Genomic DNA, 23,761 nt, shown 5'->3' on the forward strand with positions numbered 1-23,761 from the left:
TAGCTTATAGCTTTAGACTTTTAATATTATTGTTATTGCTAGCAGGTAATTATTAAACTGCCTACTGCTACTGAATACTGCTTTCTAGAAGTACCCTTGTTGTTTTCTTTTCTCCATTGCCGCTTCAGATCGTTTATCATCTATACGTGCACCACGTTCTGAAATTGACGAATCCCTTATTTCCTCTACAACTTTATCAATTGTTTCTGCATCTGAAAGTACCGCAGCAGTACAAGACATATCGCCCACTGTACGGAAACGAACCAATCTTTCTTCTACCACTTCATCTTCTTCCCTAAATACAATACCATCTTCTGCCGACCATATCATACCATCTCTCAAGAATGTTTTTCTTTTATGTGCAAAGTAGATTGACGGAATTTCTATTTGCTCTTCTTTAATGTAAGACCACACATCTAATTCTGTCCAGTTGGATATTGGAAAAACTCTTACGTTCTGACCCAATTCTATTTGTCCGTTCAACATATCAAACAACTCTGGGCGTTGATTACGCTCATCCCACTGACCAAAATCATCACGAACAGAAAAAATACGTTCTTTAGCACGAGCCTTTTCTTCATCTCTACGTGCACCACCAATACAAGCATCGAACTTAAATTCTTCAATGGCATCTAATAAAGTTGTGGTCTGCAGGCTATTTCTACTAGAGTATCTACCTGATTCTTCTTTTACTTTACCCTGATCAATTGAATCTTGTACATTACGTACAATCAACTCCAATCCTAATTCTTCTACCAATCTATCTCTAAACTCAATAGTTTCCGGAAAGTTATGACCCGTATCAATGTGCATTAATGGGAAAGGAATTTTTGATGGCCAAAACGCTTTTTGCGCCAAACGAACCAATGTAATTGAATCTTTTCCTCCTGAAAATAAAAGAACCGGCTTCTCAAACTGAGCAGCAACTTCCCTTATGATATAAATAGCCTCATTTTCAAGCGCATTTATATGGGCAGTATCTTTTAAAAGTTCTTGGGATGGTGTTACTTCCAATTCCGTACTTGTATTACTCATTCTATATTTTCTTAGATAAATTATCTTATTCTTTTCTACGACCTCAGCTTAACTATGCAGTCCACACTCCCTGTTTTCCAAAACTTTGGTAGGATCAAAGTAGTTATGCTCGTTAGGTAGCTTATATTTTCTTAAATAGGCATCTAATTGTGTATCGTTCCAGTGGTAAAAAGGACTCACCTTTAACACGCCGTCTTTGCTTAGACTTAAAATATCTAAACTATCTCGATGTGCAGTCTGCCCTTTTCTCAGGTTCGTAAACCATACATCTGGCTTAAATTCTGCCATAGCTCTTTTAAAAGGCTCCAACTTAACCTGCTCAGTAAATAATGCATGTCTTGGATCATCAATTTGTGGAATACCCATAACAGCATCTCTATGCGCAGTAGTCTGCTTAGGAACAAACAATTTTACGTTCAAATTCAATTTATTGATTACCTCATCTGCATGTTTGTACGTTTTAGGAGTATTGTAACCCGTATCGCACCAAACTACTGGAATATCTTTTTTTACACCAGATACCGCATGTAAAATAGCCACTTCATATGGTCTAAAGTTTGTTGTTACTACGGGAGTAGTAGCATGCTTTACTGCCCAAGAAATAATTTCTTCCGGCGGTATACCCTTAAATTGAATGTTCAACTTTTGAACCTGTGCTTCTGTCAATGCCATAATCCTTCTCTTTATTATTTACCCCACTTTACTAAATTCCAAAAACGCTCGTGAAAGAAATACAATATCATTTTTGTTACAAAATCTATAGAGGCAATTGATGCTGCTACCGAAAACTTACCCGTAAGTAAATAGGATATAACCAATGTATCTACGGTACCTATCACTCTCCAACTGAAAGCTTTGGCAATACTACGAATTGGCTTTTCAGATGTTTTATCATCTTGATACGTAGTTTTGTTTTCCTTTTTATTTAATACAAGTTGATCTGCAATCATCTTTTACTTAATTTTTATTACCCTACTAATTTAATAGAGTTTTCAAAAATAGTATTATTTTCCAATGTAGTCGCCCTAATTTTAGATAAATTTCATTTACCCTATAGATTTAGTAGATTATTAACAAATGGGCGTGAAAAATTTATAATTCGCAATGAACTGATGCCCTGCGCATTAAGAATTTATTGAAAAACAGAATTTAGGAGATGATATCCTTTAAAGTATTATTTCGGTATACATCTAAAGCGCTATCCCTAACTTGAAGCATTAATTTGTGAACAGAGCAAGTATTCTCATCAGGACAATCATCACAAGTTTCATAGAAATTAAGACTTACACAGGGTACCATAGCAATTGGACCTTCCAAAACTCTCATAACATCTGTCATGGAAATCTCTTCTGGGGTTTTCAACAAATAATAACCACCGCCTTTGCCTTTTTTAGAACCTAAAAAACCTGTCTTTCTTAAGCTTAGGAGTATACTCTCCAAGAATTTTTGAGAGATATTCTCCTTTTCAGCGATTTCTGAAATTTGTACGGGTTTCTTATCAGGCTGCGACGCTAAATACGCCAATGCCTTTAAACCATATTTTGTCTTTTTCGAGAGCATGTTGCTAAGATAGCCAAATAAAAAAATATGTATCAAATACTTGAAGATGCAATTTTTACGTTGTAGACTCTCATGATCCCAAATCATCTATGAAAAAAATACACCTATTATTCGTTGTTATAACGTACGCTATAGCGCTCTCATCATGTTCTAATGATGAAGATGCCGTTTCAAACGCCAGTGAATCTCAAATTACAGGTACATGGAACCTTACCGCACTTGAATCTAATGATGGTCAATCAGACACCAATTTTGACGGCACCTCCATACTCACAACTTTCACCGAAGTGGGCAAAGATTTTGATACCGTAATTACTTTTACAGAAAACCCTAACATAGTCACTAGTGAAGGTAACTACACTACAGTAACCACTACTACAATAATGGGAGAAACATCGACCGAAGAAGTAATTGGTGAAGACTTTTTTGAAAATAACGAATGGAGGCTAGAAGGAAATATTCTTTATTTTGGTTCTGGCGAAGAAGAAGTTGGTTTTACGATTACAGAATTATCAGATTCTAGAATGTCATTACGATATGAGTTGGATGAAACCGTAGATTTTTTAGGATTCGAAACTAGTGTTAGCGCAACCTACAATATGAAGTTAAGTAAATAATCACAATATATATTTATTTAAAAATGCCCGGTTAATACCGGGCATTTTTTATTTCTAATATTTTACGATTATCCTAGTGCCTGAGCAATATCTGCTATAATATCATCTATATGCTCTAACCCTACCGAAATACGAACCGTACCGTCAGAAATACCTACTGCAGCGCGTTCTTCAACACTCAATTTACTATGTGTTGTAGATGCCGGGTGCGTTACTATGGTTCTTGAATCTCCTAAATTGGCAGAAAGAGATAACAACTTAATAGAATCGAAAAATTCTCTACCTGCTTCTAAACCTCCTTTTACTTCAAAAGCTACAACGCAACCACCTGCTTTCATTTGCTTTTTGGCAATCTCATATTTAGGGTGCGATTTTAAGAATGGATATTTCACCCAATTCACCTTATCATTAGCTTCCAAGAATTCAGCTAATTTTAAAGCATTATCACAGTGTCTATCTACACGTATTGCCAGTGTCTCTAAACTTTTGGAAAGTACCCATGCATTAAATGGCGATAACGCGGGACCTGTTATACGTGAAAAACGATAAACTTTATCCATCAATTCTGCACTACCTACCGTAATACCTGCCAATACCCTACCTTGACCATCCATCAATTTTGTTCCTGAGTGAATAACCAAATCCGCACCGAACTTAATGGGCTGCTGTAAATAGGGAGATGCAAAGCAGTTATCAATTACCAAAATCAAATTATTCTTTTTGGCAATCTTTCCCAATTCTTCCAAATCCAACACATCTACACCAGGATTCGTAGGCGTTTCCGCATATATTATTTTTGTTTTTGGAGTAATTAGACTTTCAATTTTGTCCAATTCATCTATCTTAAAATAGGTATGGTCAATATTCCATTTCGGAAAGAAATTCGTAAACAATGAATGCGTAGAACCAAATATACTTCTTGCCGACAATACATGATCACCACTATCTAACAATGCCGCCAACGTAGAAAAAACAGCAGCCATACCAGATGCAAATGCAAAACCGCTTTCCGCACCTTCCATTTGGCAAACCTTATCTATAAACTCAGATGAATTTGGGTTAGAGTATCGAGAATAAATATTACGCTCTTTCTCTTCTGCAAACGACGCTCGCATATCTTCTGCATCTTCAAACACAAAACTAGAGGTCAAATACAAAGGAACGGAATGCTCCAAGTTCTCACTTCGTTTTAACTGTGTACGTATTGCGTTCGTTTCAAATTTATTATTGTTCTTGCTCATTATTTTTCTTTTCGGCTTCGGCTATGCTCAACCACCTAATTTCAATATACTTTCTACTAATCAACCTTTTTGGCTTCGGCTACGCTCAGCCACCTTATTTCGGCTACGCTCAGCCACCACATTTCACTTTTCTTTAAAATATCTATAGTGTGTATCGTTTATACATTCCGCTAAACTAGGCAACTTCTCTAATTCACCATTTATTAAAGCTTGTTTCTTTTCCCTTCTCCAACCTTGTATTTGCTTCTCTCTATAAAATGCCGAATCAACACCTAAATACTCTTCTACATAAACCAACTTCACAGGTAATCTTTTCCTTGTATGATTGGCACCTTTACCTTCATGATGCTCTGCTATTCTCTTATCTAGGTCTTTTGTACTACCCGTATAATAACTTCCGTCTGAACATTTTAAAATATACATGAATCCTGACATACGATTATCATTTATCGGCTTCGGCTTCGGCTACGCTCAGCCACCAACATTAAACTTTCTTACTTTTATCTATCTTATTTGGTTTCGACTTCGCTCAGCTACCAGCAATTAATCTAATTTTATGTTTTTAGGCGGTGACTGAGCGGAGCCGAAGTCATCCTTTCTCCGCAATCCTTAATATATCTCCAAATACGCCTCTGGCGGTAACTGCCGCTCCTGCGCCTGCGCCTTGTATTACTAACGGATTTTCTCCATAAGACTCCGTGTATATTTCTATGATGGAATCTGAACCTTTTACTTGCCCTAAAGCACTTTCTTTAGGTACTGAAATCAGTTGTACGTCTAGTTCTCCCCTTTCTTTTTGCAAGTTACCATGCAAATCGCCAACATAACGCAATACGTGATTTGGTTTCTGATTCTTTTTTATTTTATCGAATTTGGCATCCAATACATCTAAATTTTCTAAGAACAATGCAACCTCTCCATCCTGTAATTTCTGTGGGATAAGATTATCAATATTTATATCTGCAAACTCATTATGCAAATCCAACTCTCTTGCCAAAATCAACAACTTTCTACCGACATCATTCCCTGATAAATCTTCACGAGGATCTGGCTCAGTAAAACCTTGTTCCATAGCATCTTTTAAAATAGATGAAAATGGCACATCTGATTCTGAAAAGGTATTGAATATATAACTCAATGATCCTGAGAATACTCCTTTTATTCTGGTAATATTCTCACCGGACAAATGCAATAACTTAATCGTATCTATCAAAGGTAACCCTGCACCAACATTGGTCTCATACAAATACTGCTTCTGATTTTTCTGTAACTCTTCGCGTAGCAATTGATAAAAATCGTATCGTAAGGTATTGGCAATTTTGTTCGATGACACAATATCAAATCCGCGTTCTACAAATTCAAAATAATTAGCTACAAAATCTTTACTTGCCGTATTGTCTATAACTATTAAGTTTTCTAAATGATGACGTTTTGCAAAGTCAAATACTTCATCAACTTTATATGGTTTTCCTTTTTGTTTTAGATTCGTTTTCCAGTTTTTGGTAATTCCTTTCTCATTCAATAAAATCTTTCTAGAATTGGCGATTCCAAATACACGTAAATCTAGTTTTTTACGATCCTTAATAGTTTTGGCAGACTTGAGAATTTGATCGATTAACGTACCTCCTACATTACCATGTCCAAAGACAAGAATGTTTATCCTTTTACTGATGCCAAATACTTGACCGTGCATAACGTTTACAGCCTTATGTAAGTCGGACTTTTTAACCACCAAACTTACATTATTACCTGACACCGTGTTATTGAATAACAAAGGCACGATCTGGTTTTTAATCAATGCATTAAATGGATTATGGAAGGTACTTAAATCTTGACCTACAATAGATATGATAGAAACATCATCTATCACCGTAATCATATTCACATCTTTAGATTCAAAATCATTACTGAATTCATTCTCCAATGCCAATTTTGCCCTTTTTGCCTTATCTTTCTTTACTACAAGACCGATACCTCTCTCAGAAGAACCCTGAGAAATAATACTAACACTAATATTACTTGACTGTAACGCCTTAAATATTCTAGCATCTACACCTACCTTACCTAACAAACCACGACCTTCAATATTGATCATAGCAACATCTTCTATCACTGAAAGCGATTTAATACCTTCTTTGCTAGATTTTGCACTGATCAAGGTTCCTTCATTATCATCGTTATACGTATTTAAAATACGCAACGGAATGTTCTTTTCTATAAGGGGAATTATCGTTTTAGCGTGCAATATGGTAGCTCCAAAATTTGCTAGCTCATTGGCTTCTTCATATGACAGATTTTCAAGCTTTTTAGCTTCTGGCACATAATCAGGATTTGCCGTGTAAATTCCGTCAACATGCGTGTAGTTCTGTAATTCTTCCGCGTCTAAAAAATTAGCTAATAAAGCTGCGGAATAATTACTACCGTTTCTTCCTAAGGTAGTAGTTTCCCCATCTAAAGTTGATGAAATAAAACCGGTTACAACTGCTACGGTATCTTTAGGAATTTCAGCAAATTTCAACAATACCTGTTCTTTTGATTCTGCTTCTAACACTTTGGCATCACCAAATGTATTGTCGGTTTTAATAACATCGCGCGTGTCTACCAATTTTGCTTTGATGCCTTTACCTATCAATAATTTCGTAACCAATTTCGCTGAAATCAACTCGCCGTAAGCAAGTACCTCATCTTTGATTTTTGCACTGTAATCTCCCAATAATGAAACACCTTCATATAACTTTGCCAAGCCTTTAAACTCTGCAGATAAGCTGATGTTCTTATAGGTATGCTTCTGGTATTTTTCTAACGCCTCAAAATCAGCTATATAATCTTTGCCCTTCGCTGCTTTCTCCAACATCTCTTCTAACTGATCTGTTGCCTTTTCCCTAGCGGATAAAACAATGGCAATGTTCTCGTCATTCTTCACCTTATTGGCAACAATATCTAAAACGCGCTCTAGTCCTTCTCCATTACTTAAGGACTTACCACCGAACTTCAAGATTTTAATTTTCTTAATGTTGCCGTTGGTATTGAATATACCACCTAGCAATTTTTCCATTTGGTCAAACTCGATTAAAAAGGCATCATGCCCATGTAAAGATTGTACTTCGCCATAGGTTACGTTGCTCTTTGCCTGCGCCAATTGCTTAAATGTATCTTTATTTTCTTGTGCGGTAAAGAACATGTCAGAATCAACACCAATGATATGTATGTTGGTATCACTATTTTGCAGCTTAATGAAATTTTCATCTCCACCTCTTGTAACATCAATTGTCTTCAATAACTGATTCATCAACTTGTAAGCCGATAATTGAAAACGCTCTTGCAGCTTATCACCATGATGCATTAACCAGCTCTCTACATTAAAAACCTTTAGCTCTTCGTTCGTACTTCTTTTGAATCGCTCTTTAAAAGAAGCCGGTGTTCTATAACACAACATTGCATGCATACGAGCATCATGTACAGGCTGCTTAGAATTCACCAGAAATTGCTCTTGAATCTGACAATTGGCAATTAACCAGTCGGTAGATTTCCAATCTGATGCTACAGGTATTAAATGCTCTGTCAGTTCTGGCTGCAATGCCGCCATTTCCCAAGCTATACCACCACCTAATGACCCACCAATCAAAGCAAACAAACGGTGTACTTTCAACTGCTGCAGACCTAACAAAAACATTCTTGCTACATCACCCGCCACAAAATCCTTATAGTTTTCAATCACAAACTTATCATGACCGTTACCGGGAATATTGAACGCCAAAATGGTATACTTTTGGGTATCTATACATTTCTCATCACCTATAAGTGCAGACCACCAACCATCTTCACCTGTAACATTAGAATTACCGGTGAGGGCATGATTTACCAAAATTATAGGCGCTGTGTGCAGCTCTTTACCAAATACCTGATAAGATAATTGTATGTCTTGAGAAGCACCGCTTAAGGTCTTATATTTCTTAATCTGTAATTGATGTAGCATCTATTTCAAAATCAATTTATGGCTTGGCTTCGACTTCGCTCAGCCACCAGCACTAGTATTTTATTTTCAAATAATCGGTTACTTGAGCTTTACTCAGCAACCGATTGTTCTGTTTTTTTTGCTTATAACTTGTTCAGCAGTCTAAATTAAAGACTAGCAAACGCCTGTTCTAAATCGGCTTTTAAATCTTCAATATCCTCAAGACCAACCGACAAACGAATTAAGTCTTGACCTACACCGGCGCTTTCTTGCTGTTCTGCCGTTAATTGCTGGTGTGTTGTACTTGCCGGATGAATGATCAATGACTTTGTATCACCAATATTAGCCAACAGTGAGAATATCTTAGTAGCATCGGTTACTTTCTTGGCAGCTTCAAACCCACCTTTAACACCAAAAGTTACCAAACCGCTTTGTCCTTTTGGCAAATATTCTTTTGACAACTCATTGTACTTATTGCTTTTTAGTCCAGGATAATTCACCCATTCTACTTCTTTTCTACCTTCTAACCAAGTAGCCAATTCTAATGCATTTGCACTGTGCTGCTTGATACGAACCGGCAAGGTTTCCAAACCTTGAATAATCTGGAATGCGTTAAACGGACTCAATGCTCCACCAAAATCACGCAAACCTTCTAATATCAATTTAAAGGTAAATGCAGCAGCACCCAATGCTTCGCTATACACCAAACCGTGGTAACCTGCAGATGGTTCTGTAAACTCAGGGAATTTTCCGTTGGTCCAGTCAAACGTACCTGCATCAATAATGGCACCACCTAATGATGTTCCTTGCCCTCCAATATATTTTGTTAATGAATGAATAACCAAGTTTGCTCCGTGCTCTATAGGGTTTAATAAAGATGGCGTAGCCACTGTATTATCTACTATAAATGGAACACCTGCCGCTTTAGATTCTTTTGAGATTCCTTTCAAGTCCAATACATCTAACTTTGGGTTCCCTAATGATTCTACAAAGAATGCCCTAGTGTTATCTTGTACCGCTTTTCCAAAATTTTCAGGATCTGAAGCATCTACAAAAGTTGTTGTAATACCCAATCTTGGTAAGGTTACATTCAATAAATTAAACGTACCACCATACAAACTACTTGACGCCACAATGTGATCGCCCGCTTTTAATAAGGTCAATAAACCTGTTGAGATCGCCGCTGTTCCTGAAGCAAAAACTACTGCTCCTACCCCGCCTTCTACTGCAGCTAATCTGTCCTGTAAAATTTGATTGGTAGGATTATTCAATCTTGTATAAATGAAACCTAATTCACCTAGTGAAAATAAATTTGCCGCATGATCCGTATCATTAAATACATACGATGATGTCTGATAAATAGGCACTGCTCTAGTACCACCGTTAGTAGTTGTGTCGTGACCTGCGTGTAATGCGTTTGTTGCTAATTTGTGATTACTCATGATTTTGTTGTTTTAAAAATTGTTTAAATAATTAAAAGCCAAACCTTGACCAGCATACTATGCGGGTAGGTAAAATCAAAAAGTTATAAGAAAGTAATATCGAAGAAAATTCGATTACTGTTATCCATCCCCTAAGGGTAGAATGTAGCACCTTCTTTGTATAGAACAAAGGGTTGCTAAGGTTTCAAAGGGTCTAATCCCTCCACCTTTCTTGATAACTATTCAATACGTGTTTGAACTTTGAGGTACAAATATTAGCCAGAAGTTTGTAATAACCTAAGATTTTAAGAAAAAAATATAATTCTAGGTTGTGTTGTTATTTTTCTGTGGGTCTTTAAAATTAAAACATGCGTGGTTCAAAATATTCTAGAATGTCAATATAGATCTGTTTTTTAAAGTAAAAAAAGAAGCACACGTGTTCCAAACCTGTTCTCGATACACTTTCTACCTCATGAAAATGAGGTGGAAAGCACTCGAACTGACAATATGGTTATTTGAATTTTAAAAACTTTACAAAACTAAGTACGGATGACACTTCGAGTGATTTTTACGACCTTTTTCGGGAAGAAAAATTATGTTAAATAGAGTTGGTAACGCTAGCATTTTTAAACAACATACCCTCTTTTGCCAAGCAATCAATATTAGGTGTTTGCAGTAACTTATCATCATACGCGCTAATAGCTTGGTAGGCATGATCATCGACATGATGAAAATGATATTCGGCTTTTTATTACTACTTTTTTGTGCTTCGCCACTAATTGGCAACAGGAAAAACAAACCTACTATGACTAAGATTAGTTTATTCATTTTGGTTGTTGTTTGGTGGAAATAAAATTAGATATGTAGTAACGTTTTGATTTATATGTCAAGGTTAATTTGAATTAGTCTTTAATATCTATTTAATTTATTCTCAATTCTTTTCAAAATCCCATAAACGCAATTAAAATAATCAAATGAATGATTTTTAGCCAATTCAGATTTTGCAAGTCCTTGAAATTGTGGAATATCTGAAATACTACACTCTTTAAAATTAAGAGGTTCCTTATTGATATTTCCAAAACTCCCCATATAAAATGGCACTTTTATATCCTTGAAAATTTTTCTAGAATCTGAATGTGAAAAACCGTTTCTTAAACGTTCTCTAAATTCGTGTAAAATTTTCTTTTCCGGTTTTGTTATTAAACCTTTACTGCAAGACCTATTGATAGTACCACTTAAATCCAAACTACTGTATTTATCGAGTCCTTCTTTATAAAATGTATCCATTTCATTTAAATCATCTAATAGTTTAACTCCATATTCAGAATATAGTAAGCCAGTTTTCAAAGTATCCTCTAATAAATGGTTAGTCAAGGTAATTGCCGCCTGATGCAAACCAAAGAAAATACAATAGCATATTTCAGTACGAACCTCTTTTAAGTTATCTAGTATAGTTAATTCATCTTCAAAAAATGGTTTTATTTTTGCTACTTCACGTGGATCAAAATCCAACTTAGAATTAACCTTTTCTGCAATAAATTTTTTAATTACCTCTTCTAAATTCTCCAAACTGAATATAAAATTATATTTTAATTATAAATAAGTGTACAACTACTCCAACACTGAAAACTCAATACTAGAATCTGTAAATACCGTGTGTGTTTGAGTTTTAAAATCAGACTCATCTGCTTTAAAGATGTTATCTACATACGTCTGTGGATTCAAATCTATTAACGGAAACCATGTGCTCTGTACTTGTACTTGCAGCTTATGACCTTTTTTAATGGTATGGAACACATCTTGCAACTTAATTGTAACATCTGTCTTTTGGTTCGCTACAAATGGTTCTGGGTTGGCAAAACTATTTCTAAAGCGACCTCTTAACACCTCGCTACGTACCATTAAATGATAATTGCTCATTTTCAAATGGTCTTGCATGCCTTCATAGGCTGGTTCATTAGCTGGGTGTACATCGATTATTTTAACAATCCAATCTGCCGCAGTTCCTGTAGTGGCTACTTTTAGCTTTGCCAAAATATCACCCGCCAAGGTCATATCATTTTCCATCACCTCAGTTTCAAAAACCAATACATCACCACGACGTGCCGCAAAACGTTGGTCGTCTGTCATGTATTTTCTTGGTGTAAACACCGTTTTAATATCTTCTGAATACGGAACCGGTTTTTTAATATCGCTAATGAACTTTACTTTTTCCACTTCTTTTGGCTCAAAAGTCAATTCTTGATCTACAGATAAGTACATGTCTTTTTTGACTACGCCTGCTGGTGGCCATGTATCATAAGTCTTCCAATCTTTACGGCCAGTATCAAAAACATAGGCTTCCGGAAGTCCACTATTTTTATCTCCGTTTCCTTTTAAGAAATGTTCAAAGAACTTGGTCTCTATATTCTCTTGAAAAAATTCCGATATTCCGTCACCAAAATAATAGTTACCTACAATATTCTGACCTTTTCTACGCGCCCAAGCACCATGATCCCATGGTCCAAAAACTAAGGTATTGTAATTGTCGGCATTGTACTTTTCTATATTCTTATAGGTTTCTAATGGTCCGTATAAATCTTCGGCATCAAACTCTCCTGCAACGACCATTGTTGCCACGCTAGACTTTACATTTTTCAAATGCTGAATCAAGCCCTTACTCTGCCACATTTCATCATAATTTGGGTGTTCTTTAAGTTCATTCCAAAAATAATCATCAGTAACACCTTCTTTTGCCATACGTGGCGTATCTGTAGTTTCATATTCAAAGAAACGATCTAAATTCTTTAGAGGTCCTTCATCCAAGAAAAACTGATATTGATCTTCAGTAGGCAAATCTGGTAGTGTATACCACGCCGTATCTATAGGTTTATCACCATCTGGTCTTGGAGTTCCGAATAACGACGTTGCTCTAAAATAACTTAGCAAATATGCTCCATTATGGTGGAAATCGTCAAAAAAGAAATCGGCTATACTTGCTTGTGGTGATGCTGCTTTTAACGCTGGGTGTGCATCTACAACGGCATAGGTGGAATAATATCCGGGATACGAAATTCCCCATATACCAACATTACCATTGTTATTTTCAACATTGTTTACCAACCAATCAATGGTATCATAAGTATCTGAACTTTCATCAATATCTTTCTCAGATTCTTTATTCGGCTTAAAAGCACGCATGTTTTCATAATGGCCTTCACTTAACCAACGACCACGAACATCTTGGTAGACCACAATGTAGCCATCTTGCATCATGTGAATATTTGGACCAATTTTCGACTTGAATTCTCCTTCTCCGTATGGTTGTGAACTATATGGAGTTCGTTGCATAATAATTGGGTATTCTTTTGAAGTATCTTTAGGAGAATAAATGGTGGCATGAAGTTTAATACCATCTCTCATGGTGATATCTACTTCTTTTTTCGTGTAGTTATCTTGAACATAGGTTTCAGAAACTTCTGGTTCAGCCTTTGCTACTTTAGGTGCTGTTTTTCTACAAGAAACCATTACTGTAGCTAGTAAAATAAAGGTAAAAAAATGTTTAATGGTAATCTTTGGCATGTCTTAAGAATTTGAATTCTTAAAGCTAAGAAAGTTTACTCGATTTTTGAAGGTTTATATAAAGGTAGACGCAAGAAAATGTGGTCTTACTTAAATACCCTGACAGAAGTGTACCAAATTACATCACGGTTCAGTAATCTGCATTAGAAATTAATAAGCAGGCTCAATAATATTCAAATAAACGGTGTGGTGTAAAAAAGAAAAATACTTCATAAATGCTATCAAAAGCCAGCATTTATGAAGCAATTGTGAACAAGTTTATATCATGAACAATTTTCTTACAAGCATAAGTATGCCGGTAAAAAAATCACCTTTATATTCTTGAACAGTAGTTTCTTGGAGTAATTGTTTTTTCATATGGTTAGTGTTTAGCGGGATGGAATTTAATCAGAAAAAGGAATTAATGCAACTGTTTTTTCAGATTTTTCCAAATCAAAGTCCGCACTGATTTTTACGGCACGGTACTCTTTTTTTGATGCATCAAGAACCACAAATTCAGAAATAAGGTCTGTATCTTTTGAACAAGATTGCAGGGCTACACAAACCAAAATGGCTAGGATAATTCTGTGGGGTTTTGACATGGCATTCGCAGGTTAAGTTATTACTTTAATATGTTTTTCAAAGATGTTACACTTCTGAACAGTGTTAAAAACAAGTTGATATTTGGGACTTCAACCTGTACTTGACGCTGTGCATTTTTTGTTTGTACTACAACTATATATTTCATCTTCTGTAGGTGGCGAGATTTGGGATTCTCTAATTATTACATTTCAAATATATGTAATCCTTTTCCTACAAAATATAATTTGTGGTCAAACCATATTAAGTTGTTGTGAAGGTATGTTAATTGGCTTGTGAGGTAAAATCAGTATATAAAAAAAGCTCCTTAAAAGGAGCTTCTTATTTATTTACAGAACAGTATTATAATTCTAAAGACCAAACACTGATTTTATCTCTGCTACTTTATCTAATTTTTCCCAAGTAAACAATTCTACCTCTTTTTCGATACGACCGTTATAAGGCGATTCAAAAACCTTGGTAACCATAGTGGGTTGTTTACCCATATGACCATAAGCTGCGGTTTCCAAGTAAATTGGGTTTCTTAACTTCAATCTATCTTCAATAGCAAAAGGTCTCATATCAAACAACTCTGCTACTTTCTTTGCAATGTCACCATCGCTCAACCCAACTTTAGATGTACCGTAGGTATCTACAAAAATAGATGTAGGTTCTACCACACCTATAGCATAACTTACTTGTACTAAAATCTCTGTTGCTACACCTGCAGCCACTAAATTCTTAGCTGCATGACGTGCCGCATATGCCGCACTACGATCTACTTTACTTGGGTCCTTACCACTAAAGGCACCACCACCGTGGGCTCCTTTACCACCATAAGTATCAACAATAATCTTACGACCCGTTAAACCGGTATCTCCATGAGGACCACCAATTACAAACTTACCTGTTGGATTAATATGATATTTGATCTGATTATCAAATAACTTCTGAGTTGCTACCGGAAGTTGCTCTTTTACTTTTGGAATTAATATTGAAATAATGTCCGACTTTATCTTAGCCAACATTTTTTCATCATCTGCATCAAAAGCATCGTGTTGTGTAGAGACTACAATAGTATCTATACGAATTGGCTCATTGGCATCTGAATATTCTATAGTAACCTGCGCCTTTGCATCTGGTCTTAAGTATGCAATTTCTTTTCCCGCACGACGTAGTTCTGCCAACGTGTGCAGAATTTTATGCGAAATATCCAAAGCTAATGGCATATAATTCTCGGTCTCGCTAGTTGCGTAACCAAACATCATACCTTGGTCACCTGCTCCTTGTTCTTCTTTTGAACCACGGTCTACACCTTGGCTAATATCTTGAGACTGCTCGTGTATTAATGATATCACCCCGCAAGAATCTCCACTAAACTGATATTCTCCTTTTGTATACCCTATTTTATTAATGACTTCACGGGCAATGTTCTGTACATCTAAATAGGTACCGCTCTTTACTTCACCTGCCAATACAACTTGACCAGTAGTCACCAAAGTTTCACAGGCAACCTTACTCTCTGGGTCAAAGGCAAGAAAATTATCTAATAATGCGTCACTGATTTGGTCCGCAACTTTATCCGGATGTCCTTCACTAACAGATTCTGATGTAAATAAATATGGCATAACAATCTTTTTATTCTAAAAGGATTTGAACGAATGCCGAAAAGAAGTGTGATGCGATACGATATCAGCATCAACTGCTTTAGCATTTTTTTTGCTTTATACCCTAAGGTTAAAACAGAGGTTGCAATCAGTCAAATCCCTCCTCTTTTTTTTAATTCAGATGCAAAAATAGAAAAAATGTTCTGTTCAATATCTTAATATGATGTTATTTATTAACTCAAATAAAAGATTTCATAATTACAGCTCAAAAACAGCCATATTACAGATCATACTTTACAGAAAGTAATACATATCGCGGTTGTACAAAATAGGCTTGAGTACTAAAGTAAAGTTCATTTGTACTATCACGATTTAGTGTAGTAGTGTTTAACAGGTTAGTTCCTTTTATTCCATACTCCCAACGGCTATCCTTTTTTTGATAAGATAAGTTAGACTCTAAAAAACTATAGGTATTGGATATCGTATCTGCTTCATCAGTATAATTGAAATAATCATAATCTACAGTAAAAATGAAGTTTTTTAGAAAGCTGGCATCAAAACGGGCATAAGGCCTGCTAGTAAAGAATGTTGTTTCTAAATCGCCATTTTCATAATTGTTCACAGTATATCTGTATCCCAATTCTAAATTTGGAGCATTTTTAAAATTCGTAGATAAAGCGCCCGTATAATTTTGTGTCAATGAATTTGATGTACGCTGCTCGTCATCAACAAGGTTATTTGTAGTTGACCACCCTAGGTTACCTTGTACAGATGCTTTTATTTTACCGAAAGTACGTTCGTACTTTCCGCTGGCCGTTAAAGACTCATCATCAAAATTAGAATTGATGGTACTACTCACCCTATTAATACCTATTATGTCAACCCCACTTTTTAACGCATCTATTCTCTTTGTATACGCAACGTTGGCAAAAATATTGGTGAAATTGAACATATTAAAACTAAAGAAATTAAGCGACACATTATGGTTCAACGCACTTTCTAAATCGCGATTACCGCTATACAACGAATTGTAATTATTAAGCACATAACCTTGAGCAAAATTACTGACATCTGTATAGGACCGTGTTACCCGATAATTAAATCGAAGGTTTTCAGATTTTTTTAGTTGTGCGTTAATATATAAGTCTGGCAACAACGACGTTAAATTATCTTCTACCACTGTACCCAACTGCTCATTCTTTACATTGAACTGATGCAAGGTTACACCTGGGTTAAAAGTGAATATCCCTGAAATGACTTTGTAATGTAAACCTGCATAAACATCTGACACATGGAAGGCTACTTCATTTCCAAATTCATCTCCGTTCATATTTAATATAGCATCATCATCTAAAATTTGAAAAATGTTAGAGTTGAAATTTTGATTACTTTGGGTTGTTCCCAAGGTTAAATTGATATTGCTTTTGCTACCCAACACCCTGTAATAATCCACTTTAGCATCGACCTTATTCGTTACTACTGTTTTAGCCTGATTTATATTGTATAAATCTTGATTTTCATCTACAGGAAAAATATCTACAAAGGCAAATTCGTTTCGTATTGCCTCATAAAAAGGATCTTCATCAGCGTATAAATATTGTGCCTCTACCGCAAATATGTTCTTTTCGTTTAACGTGTAGTAGATATTTAAATTCTGGTTTACCGATAAAGGTTTCTGCTTTTTCACCTCATCAATTTCATCGGTAATGGAAGAAATGGAAAGTACATTAACTTCCTCCTTATCATCCGATTGTTTTAAAAGTGCATCATAATCCAGCTGAAAATTTTCATTTGGTTTGTATTTCGCACTTAATTTTGCCAAACCTAAATGTATGGTCTGATCTGTATTCGTGGTCGTGCTCTCTATATCATTACTGGCTATATATGATGTAGTTCCTTCAGATTTCATGAGCGTACCCGTATAAGAATAAATACCAAATCCGCTTAAATCTAAACCTTCGGTTGGTGCATAACTGAAATTCGCTGCTGCAAATTTTGTATCAATATCGTTAGCCCTATTATTCTGCGCGGAAGAAAGACCTAAACCATCTGCGCCCGTAGAGATAGAACTACCACCTCTAGAATTCAAATCCCTAAAACCACCAGTGAAATTTCTATAATCGCTTCGGGTAAATGGCACTTCACCAATATTATTTAAATCGGTGATGATATTAATACTGTATTTAGGACTATAATAAAATAATTTAGGGTGTGCCAAATACCTATCATCAGGTCCATAACCTGCCGTTATTTCTCCAAACCAAAAGTTCTTTTTTCCTTCTTTAAGTTTAATGTTTAATGCAACATTGTCATCATCATTGGTTAACCCTTTCATCTGAGAGATCTCGTTAAAATTGCGTAATACCTCAACTTTACCTAACGCATTTGCCGGAATGTTCTCTACAGCCAATTTAGTATCACCATCAAAAAAATCTTTACCTTCTACCATGACCTTGCTCACGGTCTTACCCTCTACCTCTATTTGACCGTCATCGTTAATTTCAATTCCCGGAAGGTTTTCAAGAACGTCTTTCAACTTTTTTTCCGTACCGGACACAAAAGAATCGGTATCATACACTATAGTATCTCCTTTTACCGAAACCGGCATTTCATAGGTAACATCTACCTCATCTAATTGTGCCGCTTGCTCTTGCATTACAATATCTTTTACAGCATCTTGCTCACCGGCAGTAAAGGTGAAAGATTCCGGTTTAAAACCTAAGTAACTCACTTTTACCGTGTACTGCTCCCCAGTTTTCAATTTCAATTTAAAAAGTCCCGCATGGTTGGTAATTCCGTAAGATTCCAGCCCTTGTGTAGCCGTATTTATAGCAATTACGTTTGCCATATTAACTCCAATGCCCAAACTGTCTTTAACCGTTCCTGACAAGGATATTTCTTGAGCCGATGCAAATGTTGCCACCACTAACAATAGTGTTAAAAGCACTTTATTTTTCATATGATAGGTGTAAAAAAGAATGAATTATGAAGTACTAATTTTAGTTTGGTCTACCGCCGCCACGACCTCCACGGTTTCTAAAATTCTCTCGCATTTCTTTCATCTTTTCCTGAGATATTTCATCATACTCCGCCTGAGTAACTTTTTTACCTTTAGTAGGTGCTTTTATTTCCATTTTCTCTGACGGATTCATAGTTATTTCTGAACAGACAATAGTTGTAACATCATCGTTTACTGCTAATATTAACCCTGGCAGACCCCAATACAATCCCGGACCTTGATTTATGGGGATTTCAGGTGTATACCACGCCTCTATTTCAACTTCTTTAATAATAAACTCTTCTTCTTTTTTAGCTTCATCTTTATTTTCTTCTCCCCTACCCGGTCTTCTAAAAACGGCGCTCATATTTGCTCGTTTAATAGTCTTTGTAGCAGTTGCCTTAAACGCAGTGTAATTCCCAATCTTCTTAGATTCACTACCCATTTTCCAATCTAATGCTTCTAATTCATCATCAATCAAGAAAATCTTACCCAGTAGCTCATTTTTGATCAGATATTGTTGATCCTGAATATTCTTATACAAATCACCATCATTACCTGCCATTGCACCAAAACGCGGTCCGCGACCTCCACCACCTGTACCTGGCTGATCTAACTTTTCCTCTACTTTATAAATAGATGCAACCTTATCAAAAGTTAGCACAAAGGTTTTCTCATTAGCTTTTTTTATACGCTCCATCATATCTTTCTTTCTATCTTCTGGTATATTTCTATTGCCAAAATCAAAGTTCACCTGAGTTTTACTCTGGTATACCGCTTTACCCTGAAAGTCTTGTGCTTGCATGCTTACACCCATAAAAACAATCACAAATGCTATAAACCACTTATATTTTATCATGTCTTAAAATTTAATTCAAGAGTATGACATCATTTTTTGCTTTTGGTTTAATCGATTTTCGTTAATAAATGAATTGAGGTAAATATTTTTATGCCATACAACAAATATGTTTTTACTTCCTGTAGTTATCTTGTATCTTGTACCATTGAATATTCTTAGGAACAAGAACACAACCATTAATCAATTTAATTCTATGCACATAGCAGTTGCCGGAAATATAGGTGCCGGGAAAACTACCCTAACCAGATTACTTGCAAAACATTATAAATGGGAAGCTCATTTTGAAGATGTAGTTGAGAACCCATATTTAGATGATTTTTACAACCAAATGGAACGCTGGAGTTTTAACCTTCAGATATACTTTTTAAATAGTAGATACCGTCAAATTCTACAAATTAAGGAAAGCGGAAAAGAAATTATTCAAGACAGAACCATATACGAGGATGCTCATATTTTTGCACCCAACTTACATGCTATGGGTCTTATGACCAATAGAGATTTTCAAAACTATTCTAGCTTGTTTGAATTAATGGAAAATTTGGTTGATCCGCCAGATCTTCTAATTTACTTACGTAGTTCTATACCAAATTTGGTAAAGCAGATTCATAAAAGAGGAAGAGAGTATGAAAACACGATTTCAATTGACTATTTAAGCCGATTGAACGAACGTTATGAAGCTTGGATTCATGGTTACAAAAAAGGAAACTTGCTGATCATAGATGTTGACGATTTGGATTTCGTTGACAATCCTGAAGATTTAGGTAGCATACTTAACAAAATTGACGCTCAAATTAACGGTCTATTTTAAGTTCACTTTCGCAAAGCCCTAAACCATTGGAAGATTTTGAAAACAAAGTGACACGCTTTCTTCAAGATGAGATTCCGTTTTTCTTTATAATAGATTTTGAAAAATCGGTAAAACAGGTTTATACTTTTGAAGAAGCTGCAAACGAAAACATCTATTTCAATATTAAAGGTAAGGGCAACGATCAAAACCTTCCCAATACAATACATGAAAACGTAAATTTTGATTTAAAGCCAACACTGGTTTCTAAAGAAATTTATGAAAGAGCTTTTTCTACCGTTAAGCACGAACTAAATACTGGCAATAGCTTTTTGCTAAATCTCACCTTTCCTACCGCACTTAATACAAGCGTAGACTTAGATGATATTTACCAAAAAGCACATGCTCCATATAAGCTTTTATACAAGGATAAATTTGTGGTCTTTTCTCCTGAGTGCTACTTAAAGGTAAAAGATGGAGACATTTTCTCCTATCCTATGAAGGGCACTATCAATAGCGATGTACCCAATGCTGAAGAATTGTTGCTTTCAAATAAAAAAGAGCTATACGAGCATAATACTATTGTTGACCTTATACGAAACGACCTTTCCATGATTGCCAAAAAAGTAAGGGTCAATAAATTTAGATTCATAGATAAAATTAAAAAAGGTAATCAAGAGCTGCTACAGACCAGTACCGAAATACAAGGAGAGCTGCCTGAAAGCTGGAAAAACGAGTTCGCCTCTTTATTATTAAAAACGCTACCCGCAGGATCTATAAGCGGAGCTCCTAAAAAGAAAACCTTAGAGATTATTTCTAAGGCAGAAATTGCACCCAGAGGATTCTATACCGGAATCTTTGGCGTATTTGACGGACAACACATTGATAGCGCCGTTAGTATTAGATTTATTGAAAAAATAGACGATACCCTTGTTTACAAAAGTGGCGGTGGCATTACCCACCTAAGCGAGATGGAAGAGGAATATCAAGAACTTCTAGAAAAAATATATGTACCCATTATTTGAATCTGTTTGTATTGAAAATAGTCAAATTAAAAATGCCGACTATCATGAAGCTAGATTTAGGAAATCTTATATACTTCAATATAAAACCCACCCATCCTACTCGTTGTTTGACGGTATTCATTTGACCAATTTAGACAGTTCTTTAAAATACAAATTACGTATTGGCTATAAGCAACATGGTACACGATTCTCCTTTTCTGAATATGAGAATAGCATACCTACAACACTACAATTAGTAAGCGACGACACTATATCATACGGCGTAAAAAGAAATAATCGTAAAAAACTAAACAACCTCTACAAGCAAAAAGGAGATTTTGACGATGTTCTTATTATTAAAAACGGACTAATAACAGACACTTCTTATGCCAACATTCTTTTTACAGATGGCGAAAAGATTATTACACCGGCAACTCCTTTACTAGAAGGGACCTGCAGAGCCAGGTTATTGGATGAAAATAAGATTATAGAAAAAAGGATTTTAGAGGTTGACATACAAAATTTTAAAAGCTTTCAACTAGTCAATGCCCTTAATGATTTTGATCCTACTAGATGGGTGCCCGTTTCAAATATTAAACGCGAATAATGGTTAGATAAATCCGTTTTTCTTAGCATGATCTATAGCTTCAGAAGTTTTGTTGACCATTAAGAACGGAATATCCTTAAAATCGGAAAATAAGTTTTCTACCCTTTTCATTCGCTTGGTATGATTTACACTACGTAAATAAATAGCTTTAATTCTACCTGGAAACAGTGCAGAAATCTCTTGGTAGATATCGCCATCTTTCTCACCACTATCACCAATTAATATAAACGGCAAATCTGGATAGGATTTTAGAAGATTACTGATCTCTTTTTGCTTTTGAGGCTTTTCGTCACTTTTTTTACGCATTTTAAAACTTGCCATGCTGCGTAATAATACCGGACCTTTAGGGAAATTATTTGTTGTTAAAAACAGTTCTAGATACCTATACAAATTCCATGGACTATGGCTTACGTAAAAAATAGGATTGGCTTCATTTCCCGTTTTACCTTGATGTAGTTTCGTATAAAAATCTGAAGCCCCTTCTAATTGCGAACGCTTGGTAGCTCTTTTGAACATGGTATTCAAAATTACTTTCCATTTTAAGGAAGACACTACACCAGTATGCAATATAGTATCATCAATATCACTAATCACCCCAAATTTAGCCTGTTTACAAGGTATTAGCATCTCACCAGGAAATCTATTTTGCAAAAGAATCTCCCTTTTTAAATTTGTATTGACAAATGAAAGCTCAAACTTTACCCAACCTTCTTCATTTGCCAATTCTTGTAACCCCTCAATATTCTTATCAATTAGATAATAGCCATCACTATCGGTAACCCCTTCTACTGTTTTACCGTTCGAAAATGTAATCTTTAAGGGTGCGTTTTTGATTTCATCGGTTTCAAAACGCTTCCATGTATTTTTAATTAAATTGAAAAAACCTTTTTGATCCAAATCAATATTTTCATCTTCAATTGCCCTCCCTCTTACATATAGGCGAGTAGCACTACCGTATGACTGAAAGTTGATGATTTGAAGTTTATCTTTTTTGAAAATACCCATGGTGTTAAAATTACGGTCTTTCAACAACCTTTAAAATTTTATTTGAAGAATAATCGAATTTCCTACTACTAAACAATCATTCTCTACCTGTATTTTAATTGAAAGTCGGTTTCACTCACTCAATAGCAGCGTTAACTCATTACTCGTTTTATAACCTATAGTATTCTCATAGTTTTAGACAAGCAAAAACGAATAATAACCCTACTTGTTTACACAAGTCTAAAATTTAAACATTATGAGACCAAAAAAGAATCCACAGAAAGACCTAAACAAAAAGAGCGGAATGTTCTTTGTAGTGGGACTACTATTAGTATTAGCCATGGTATATACAGCCTTAGAATGGAAAACATTCGATCCAATTTACAATATAGATGTTGCCATGAACGATGTAGACCCTTCAATTGAAGAAGATGCCCCTATTTTTCAATTAGAAGTAACTCCACCACCAAAACCACCAGTTCTACCAACTGAGATAGAAATTATTGAAGATGATGATCCTATTGAAGAAACTGAAGTTATCGCCATCGAAGTAAATACGGAAACCGAGGTTGTAGACGCATCAGATTTTGAGGTTATAGAAGAAGAGGAAGAAGTAAAAGTAAACTGGATTACCATTGAAGAAGTTCCTGTATTCCCAGGTTGTGAAAATGCCAAAGACAAACGCGGTTGTTTTAATGAAATGATGCAAAAGCATATTATTAAAAACTTTCGTTACCCAGAACTAGCTCAAGAAATGAACATTGAAGGTAGAGTAAATACTACGTTTATGATCAACAATGATGGTACTATTGGAGCTATTAAGAAAAGAGGTCCACATGATGTGTTAGAAAAAGAAGCTGTTAGAATTTTGTCCAAACTGCCTAAAATGACTCCTGGTAAACAAAGAGGTTCAGCCGTAAAAGTGTCCTTCGCTATTCCAATCACATTTAAACTACAATAGCTCTAAAAC

At 35.4% G+C, this 23,761-nt stretch carries 20 protein-coding genes and 1 riboswitch; of the genes, 5 read left to right on the top strand and 15 right to left on the bottom strand.

Annotation, left to right across the window (positions count from 1 at the left end):
- Positions 1-84: 84 nt before the first annotated feature.
- The 4 genes from cysD to PXD56_RS17270 form a co-directional block, all read right to left on the bottom strand.
- Positions 85-1,035 (bottom strand): sulfate adenylyltransferase subunit CysD, encoded by a 951-nt coding sequence (cysD, locus tag PXD56_RS17255; RefSeq protein WP_276494579.1) that lies wholly within the window; start codon positions 1,033-1,035, stop codon positions 85-87.
- 48 nt (positions 1,036-1,083) lie between these two features.
- A complete protein-coding gene (locus PXD56_RS17260; RefSeq protein WP_276494580.1) occupies positions 1,084-1,707 on the bottom strand; it encodes a phosphoadenosine phosphosulfate reductase domain-containing protein in 624 nt (207 codons plus the stop codon).
- 14 nt (positions 1,708-1,721) lie between these two features.
- On the bottom strand, positions 1,722-1,985 hold the full coding sequence (locus tag PXD56_RS17265) for a DUF2061 domain-containing protein (RefSeq protein WP_276494581.1): 264 nt from the start codon (positions 1,983-1,985) through the stop codon (positions 1,722-1,724).
- A gap of 199 nt (positions 1,986-2,184) precedes the next feature.
- A complete protein-coding gene (locus PXD56_RS17270; RefSeq protein WP_276494582.1) occupies positions 2,185-2,595 on the bottom strand; it encodes an RrF2 family transcriptional regulator in 411 nt (136 codons plus the stop codon).
- 89 nt (positions 2,596-2,684) lie between these two features.
- Here PXD56_RS17270 and PXD56_RS17275 point away from each other — a divergent pair, with 89 nt between their 5' ends.
- Positions 2,685-3,212 carry a hypothetical protein gene (locus PXD56_RS17275; protein ID WP_276494583.1) on the top strand — a complete coding sequence of 176 codons (528 nt, stop codon included), beginning with the start codon at positions 2,685-2,687 and terminating at the stop codon, positions 3,210-3,212.
- 68 nt (positions 3,213-3,280) lie between these two features.
- Here the strand turns inward: PXD56_RS17275 and PXD56_RS17280 are convergent, their stop codons facing one another.
- The 10 genes from PXD56_RS17280 to PXD56_RS17330 all read right to left on the bottom strand — a co-directional run bounded on the left by PXD56_RS17280 (position 3,281) and on the right by PXD56_RS17330 (position 19,412).
- Positions 3,281-4,453 carry a trans-sulfuration enzyme family protein gene (locus PXD56_RS17280; protein WP_276494584.1) on the bottom strand — a complete coding sequence of 391 codons (1,173 nt, stop codon included), beginning with the start codon at positions 4,451-4,453 and terminating at the stop codon, positions 3,281-3,283.
- Positions 4,454-4,576: 123 nt separating this feature from the next.
- Positions 4,577-4,888 (bottom strand): GIY-YIG nuclease family protein, encoded by a 312-nt coding sequence (locus tag PXD56_RS17285; RefSeq protein ID WP_276494585.1) that lies wholly within the window; start codon positions 4,886-4,888, stop codon positions 4,577-4,579.
- 154 nt (positions 4,889-5,042) lie between these two features.
- On the bottom strand, positions 5,043-8,429 hold the full coding sequence (thrA, locus tag PXD56_RS17290) for a bifunctional aspartate kinase/homoserine dehydrogenase I (RefSeq protein ID WP_276494586.1): 3,387 nt from the start codon (positions 8,427-8,429) through the stop codon (positions 5,043-5,045).
- Between the two features lie 146 nt (positions 8,430-8,575).
- On the bottom strand, positions 8,576-9,850 hold the full coding sequence (locus PXD56_RS17295; protein ID WP_276494587.1) for an O-acetylhomoserine aminocarboxypropyltransferase/cysteine synthase family protein: 1,275 nt from the start codon (positions 9,848-9,850) through the stop codon (positions 8,576-8,578).
- Between the two features lie 117 nt (positions 9,851-9,967).
- Positions 9,968-10,071: riboswitch (SAM riboswitch) on the bottom strand.
- 667 nt (positions 10,072-10,738) lie between these two features.
- Complete coding sequence (locus PXD56_RS17305) at positions 10,739-11,398, bottom strand: hypothetical protein (protein ID WP_276494588.1); 660 nt, start codon at positions 11,396-11,398, stop codon at positions 10,739-10,741.
- Between the two features lie 42 nt (positions 11,399-11,440).
- Positions 11,441-13,336, bottom strand: coding sequence for a CocE/NonD family hydrolase (locus PXD56_RS17310; RefSeq protein ID WP_276494640.1), 1,896 nt, complete (start codon positions 13,334-13,336; stop codon positions 11,441-11,443).
- Positions 13,337-13,773: 437 nt separating this feature from the next.
- Positions 13,774-13,971 (bottom strand): hypothetical protein, encoded by a 198-nt coding sequence (locus tag PXD56_RS17315; RefSeq protein WP_276494589.1) that lies wholly within the window; start codon positions 13,969-13,971, stop codon positions 13,774-13,776.
- Positions 13,972-14,319: 348 nt separating this feature from the next.
- Complete coding sequence (metK, locus tag PXD56_RS17320; RefSeq protein WP_276494590.1) at positions 14,320-15,576, bottom strand: methionine adenosyltransferase; 1,257 nt, start codon at positions 15,574-15,576, stop codon at positions 14,320-14,322.
- Positions 15,577-15,835: 259 nt separating this feature from the next.
- Positions 15,836-18,514 (bottom strand): TonB-dependent receptor, encoded by a 2,679-nt coding sequence (locus PXD56_RS17325; RefSeq protein ID WP_276494591.1) that lies wholly within the window; start codon positions 18,512-18,514, stop codon positions 15,836-15,838.
- Between the two features lie 40 nt (positions 18,515-18,554).
- Entirely contained in the window at positions 18,555-19,412 is an 858-nt protein-coding gene (locus PXD56_RS17330) for a GLPGLI family protein (RefSeq protein ID WP_276494592.1), read from the bottom strand.
- Positions 19,413-19,605: 193 nt separating this feature from the next.
- Here PXD56_RS17330 and PXD56_RS17335 point away from each other — a divergent pair, with 193 nt between their 5' ends.
- From PXD56_RS17335 to PXD56_RS17345, 3 genes are read left to right on the top strand one after another with little or no spacing between them, the layout of a single operon-like run.
- A complete protein-coding gene (locus tag PXD56_RS17335) occupies positions 19,606-20,220 on the top strand; it encodes a deoxynucleoside kinase (RefSeq protein ID WP_276494593.1) in 615 nt (204 codons plus the stop codon).
- A 26-nt stretch (positions 20,221-20,246) separates the two neighbouring features.
- Positions 20,247-21,221, top strand: coding sequence for an aminodeoxychorismate synthase component I (locus tag PXD56_RS17340; protein WP_276494594.1), 975 nt, complete (start codon positions 20,247-20,249; stop codon positions 21,219-21,221).
- The gene (locus PXD56_RS17345) at positions 21,205-21,807 is read left to right on the top strand and encodes an aminotransferase class IV (RefSeq protein ID WP_276494595.1); all 603 of its coding nucleotides are present in this window, start codon (positions 21,205-21,207) and stop codon (positions 21,805-21,807) included. The genes PXD56_RS17340 and PXD56_RS17345 overlap by 17 nt, the downstream gene beginning before the upstream one ends.
- A gap of 3 nt (positions 21,808-21,810) precedes the next feature.
- Here PXD56_RS17345 and PXD56_RS17350 read toward each other — a convergent pair whose 3' ends face one another.
- Entirely contained in the window at positions 21,811-22,812 is a 1,002-nt protein-coding gene (locus PXD56_RS17350; protein WP_276494596.1) for an App1 family protein, read from the bottom strand.
- A 235-nt stretch (positions 22,813-23,047) separates the two neighbouring features.
- On the opposite strand from PXD56_RS17350, the gene PXD56_RS17355 reads away from it, so the two are divergent.
- Positions 23,048-23,752 carry an energy transducer TonB gene (locus PXD56_RS17355; protein WP_276494597.1) on the top strand — a complete coding sequence of 235 codons (705 nt, stop codon included), beginning with the start codon at positions 23,048-23,050 and terminating at the stop codon, positions 23,750-23,752.
- The last annotated feature ends 9 nt before the right edge of the window (positions 23,753-23,761 follow it).

Source organism: Maribacter zhoushanensis (assembly GCF_029350975.1).
Lineage (GTDB): Bacteria > Bacteroidota > Bacteroidia > Flavobacteriales > Flavobacteriaceae > Maribacter > Maribacter zhoushanensis.

Bases quoted from the DNA above. Each gene is read 5' to 3' on its own strand.
- cysD (WP_276494579.1), bottom strand. From the start codon at position 1,035: ATGAGTAATACAAGTACGGAATTGGAAGTAACACCATCCCAAGAACTT.
- PXD56_RS17260 (WP_276494580.1), bottom strand. From the start codon at position 1,707: ATGGCATTGACAGAAGCACAGGTTCAAAAGTTGAACATTCAATTTAAG.
- PXD56_RS17265 (WP_276494581.1), bottom strand. From the start codon at position 1,985: ATGATTGCAGATCAACTTGTATTAAATAAAAAGGAAAACAAAACTACG.
- PXD56_RS17270 (WP_276494582.1), bottom strand. From the start codon at position 2,595: ATGCTCTCGAAAAAGACAAAATATGGTTTAAAGGCATTGGCGTATTTA.
- PXD56_RS17275 (WP_276494583.1), top strand. From the start codon at position 2,685: ATGAAAAAAATACACCTATTATTCGTTGTTATAACGTACGCTATAGCG.
- PXD56_RS17280 (WP_276494584.1), bottom strand. From the start codon at position 4,453: ATGAGCAAGAACAATAATAAATTTGAAACGAACGCAATACGTACACAG.
- PXD56_RS17285 (WP_276494585.1), bottom strand. From the start codon at position 4,888: ATGTCAGGATTCATGTATATTTTAAAATGTTCAGACGGAAGTTATTAT.
- thrA (WP_276494586.1), bottom strand. From the start codon at position 8,429: ATGCTACATCAATTACAGATTAAGAAATATAAGACCTTAAGCGGTGCT.
- PXD56_RS17295 (WP_276494587.1), bottom strand. From the start codon at position 9,850: ATGAGTAATCACAAATTAGCAACAAACGCATTACACGCAGGTCACGAC.
- PXD56_RS17310 (WP_276494640.1), bottom strand. From the start codon at position 13,336: ATGGTTTCTTGTAGAAAAACAGCACCTAAAGTAGCAAAGGCTGAACCA.
- PXD56_RS17315 (WP_276494589.1), bottom strand. From the start codon at position 13,971: ATGTCAAAACCCCACAGAATTATCCTAGCCATTTTGGTTTGTGTAGCC.
- metK (WP_276494590.1), bottom strand. From the start codon at position 15,576: ATGCCATATTTATTTACATCAGAATCTGTTAGTGAAGGACATCCGGAT.
- PXD56_RS17325 (WP_276494591.1), bottom strand. From the start codon at position 18,514: ATGAAAAATAAAGTGCTTTTAACACTATTGTTAGTGGTGGCAACATTT.
- PXD56_RS17330 (WP_276494592.1), bottom strand. From the start codon at position 19,412: ATGATAAAATATAAGTGGTTTATAGCATTTGTGATTGTTTTTATGGGT.
- PXD56_RS17335 (WP_276494593.1), top strand. From the start codon at position 19,606: ATGCACATAGCAGTTGCCGGAAATATAGGTGCCGGGAAAACTACCCTA.
- PXD56_RS17345 (WP_276494595.1), top strand. From the start codon at position 21,205: ATGTACCCATTATTTGAATCTGTTTGTATTGAAAATAGTCAAATTAAA.
- PXD56_RS17350 (WP_276494596.1), bottom strand. From the start codon at position 22,812: ATGGGTATTTTCAAAAAAGATAAACTTCAAATCATCAACTTTCAGTCA.
- PXD56_RS17355 (WP_276494597.1), top strand. From the start codon at position 23,048: ATGAGACCAAAAAAGAATCCACAGAAAGACCTAAACAAAAAGAGCGGA.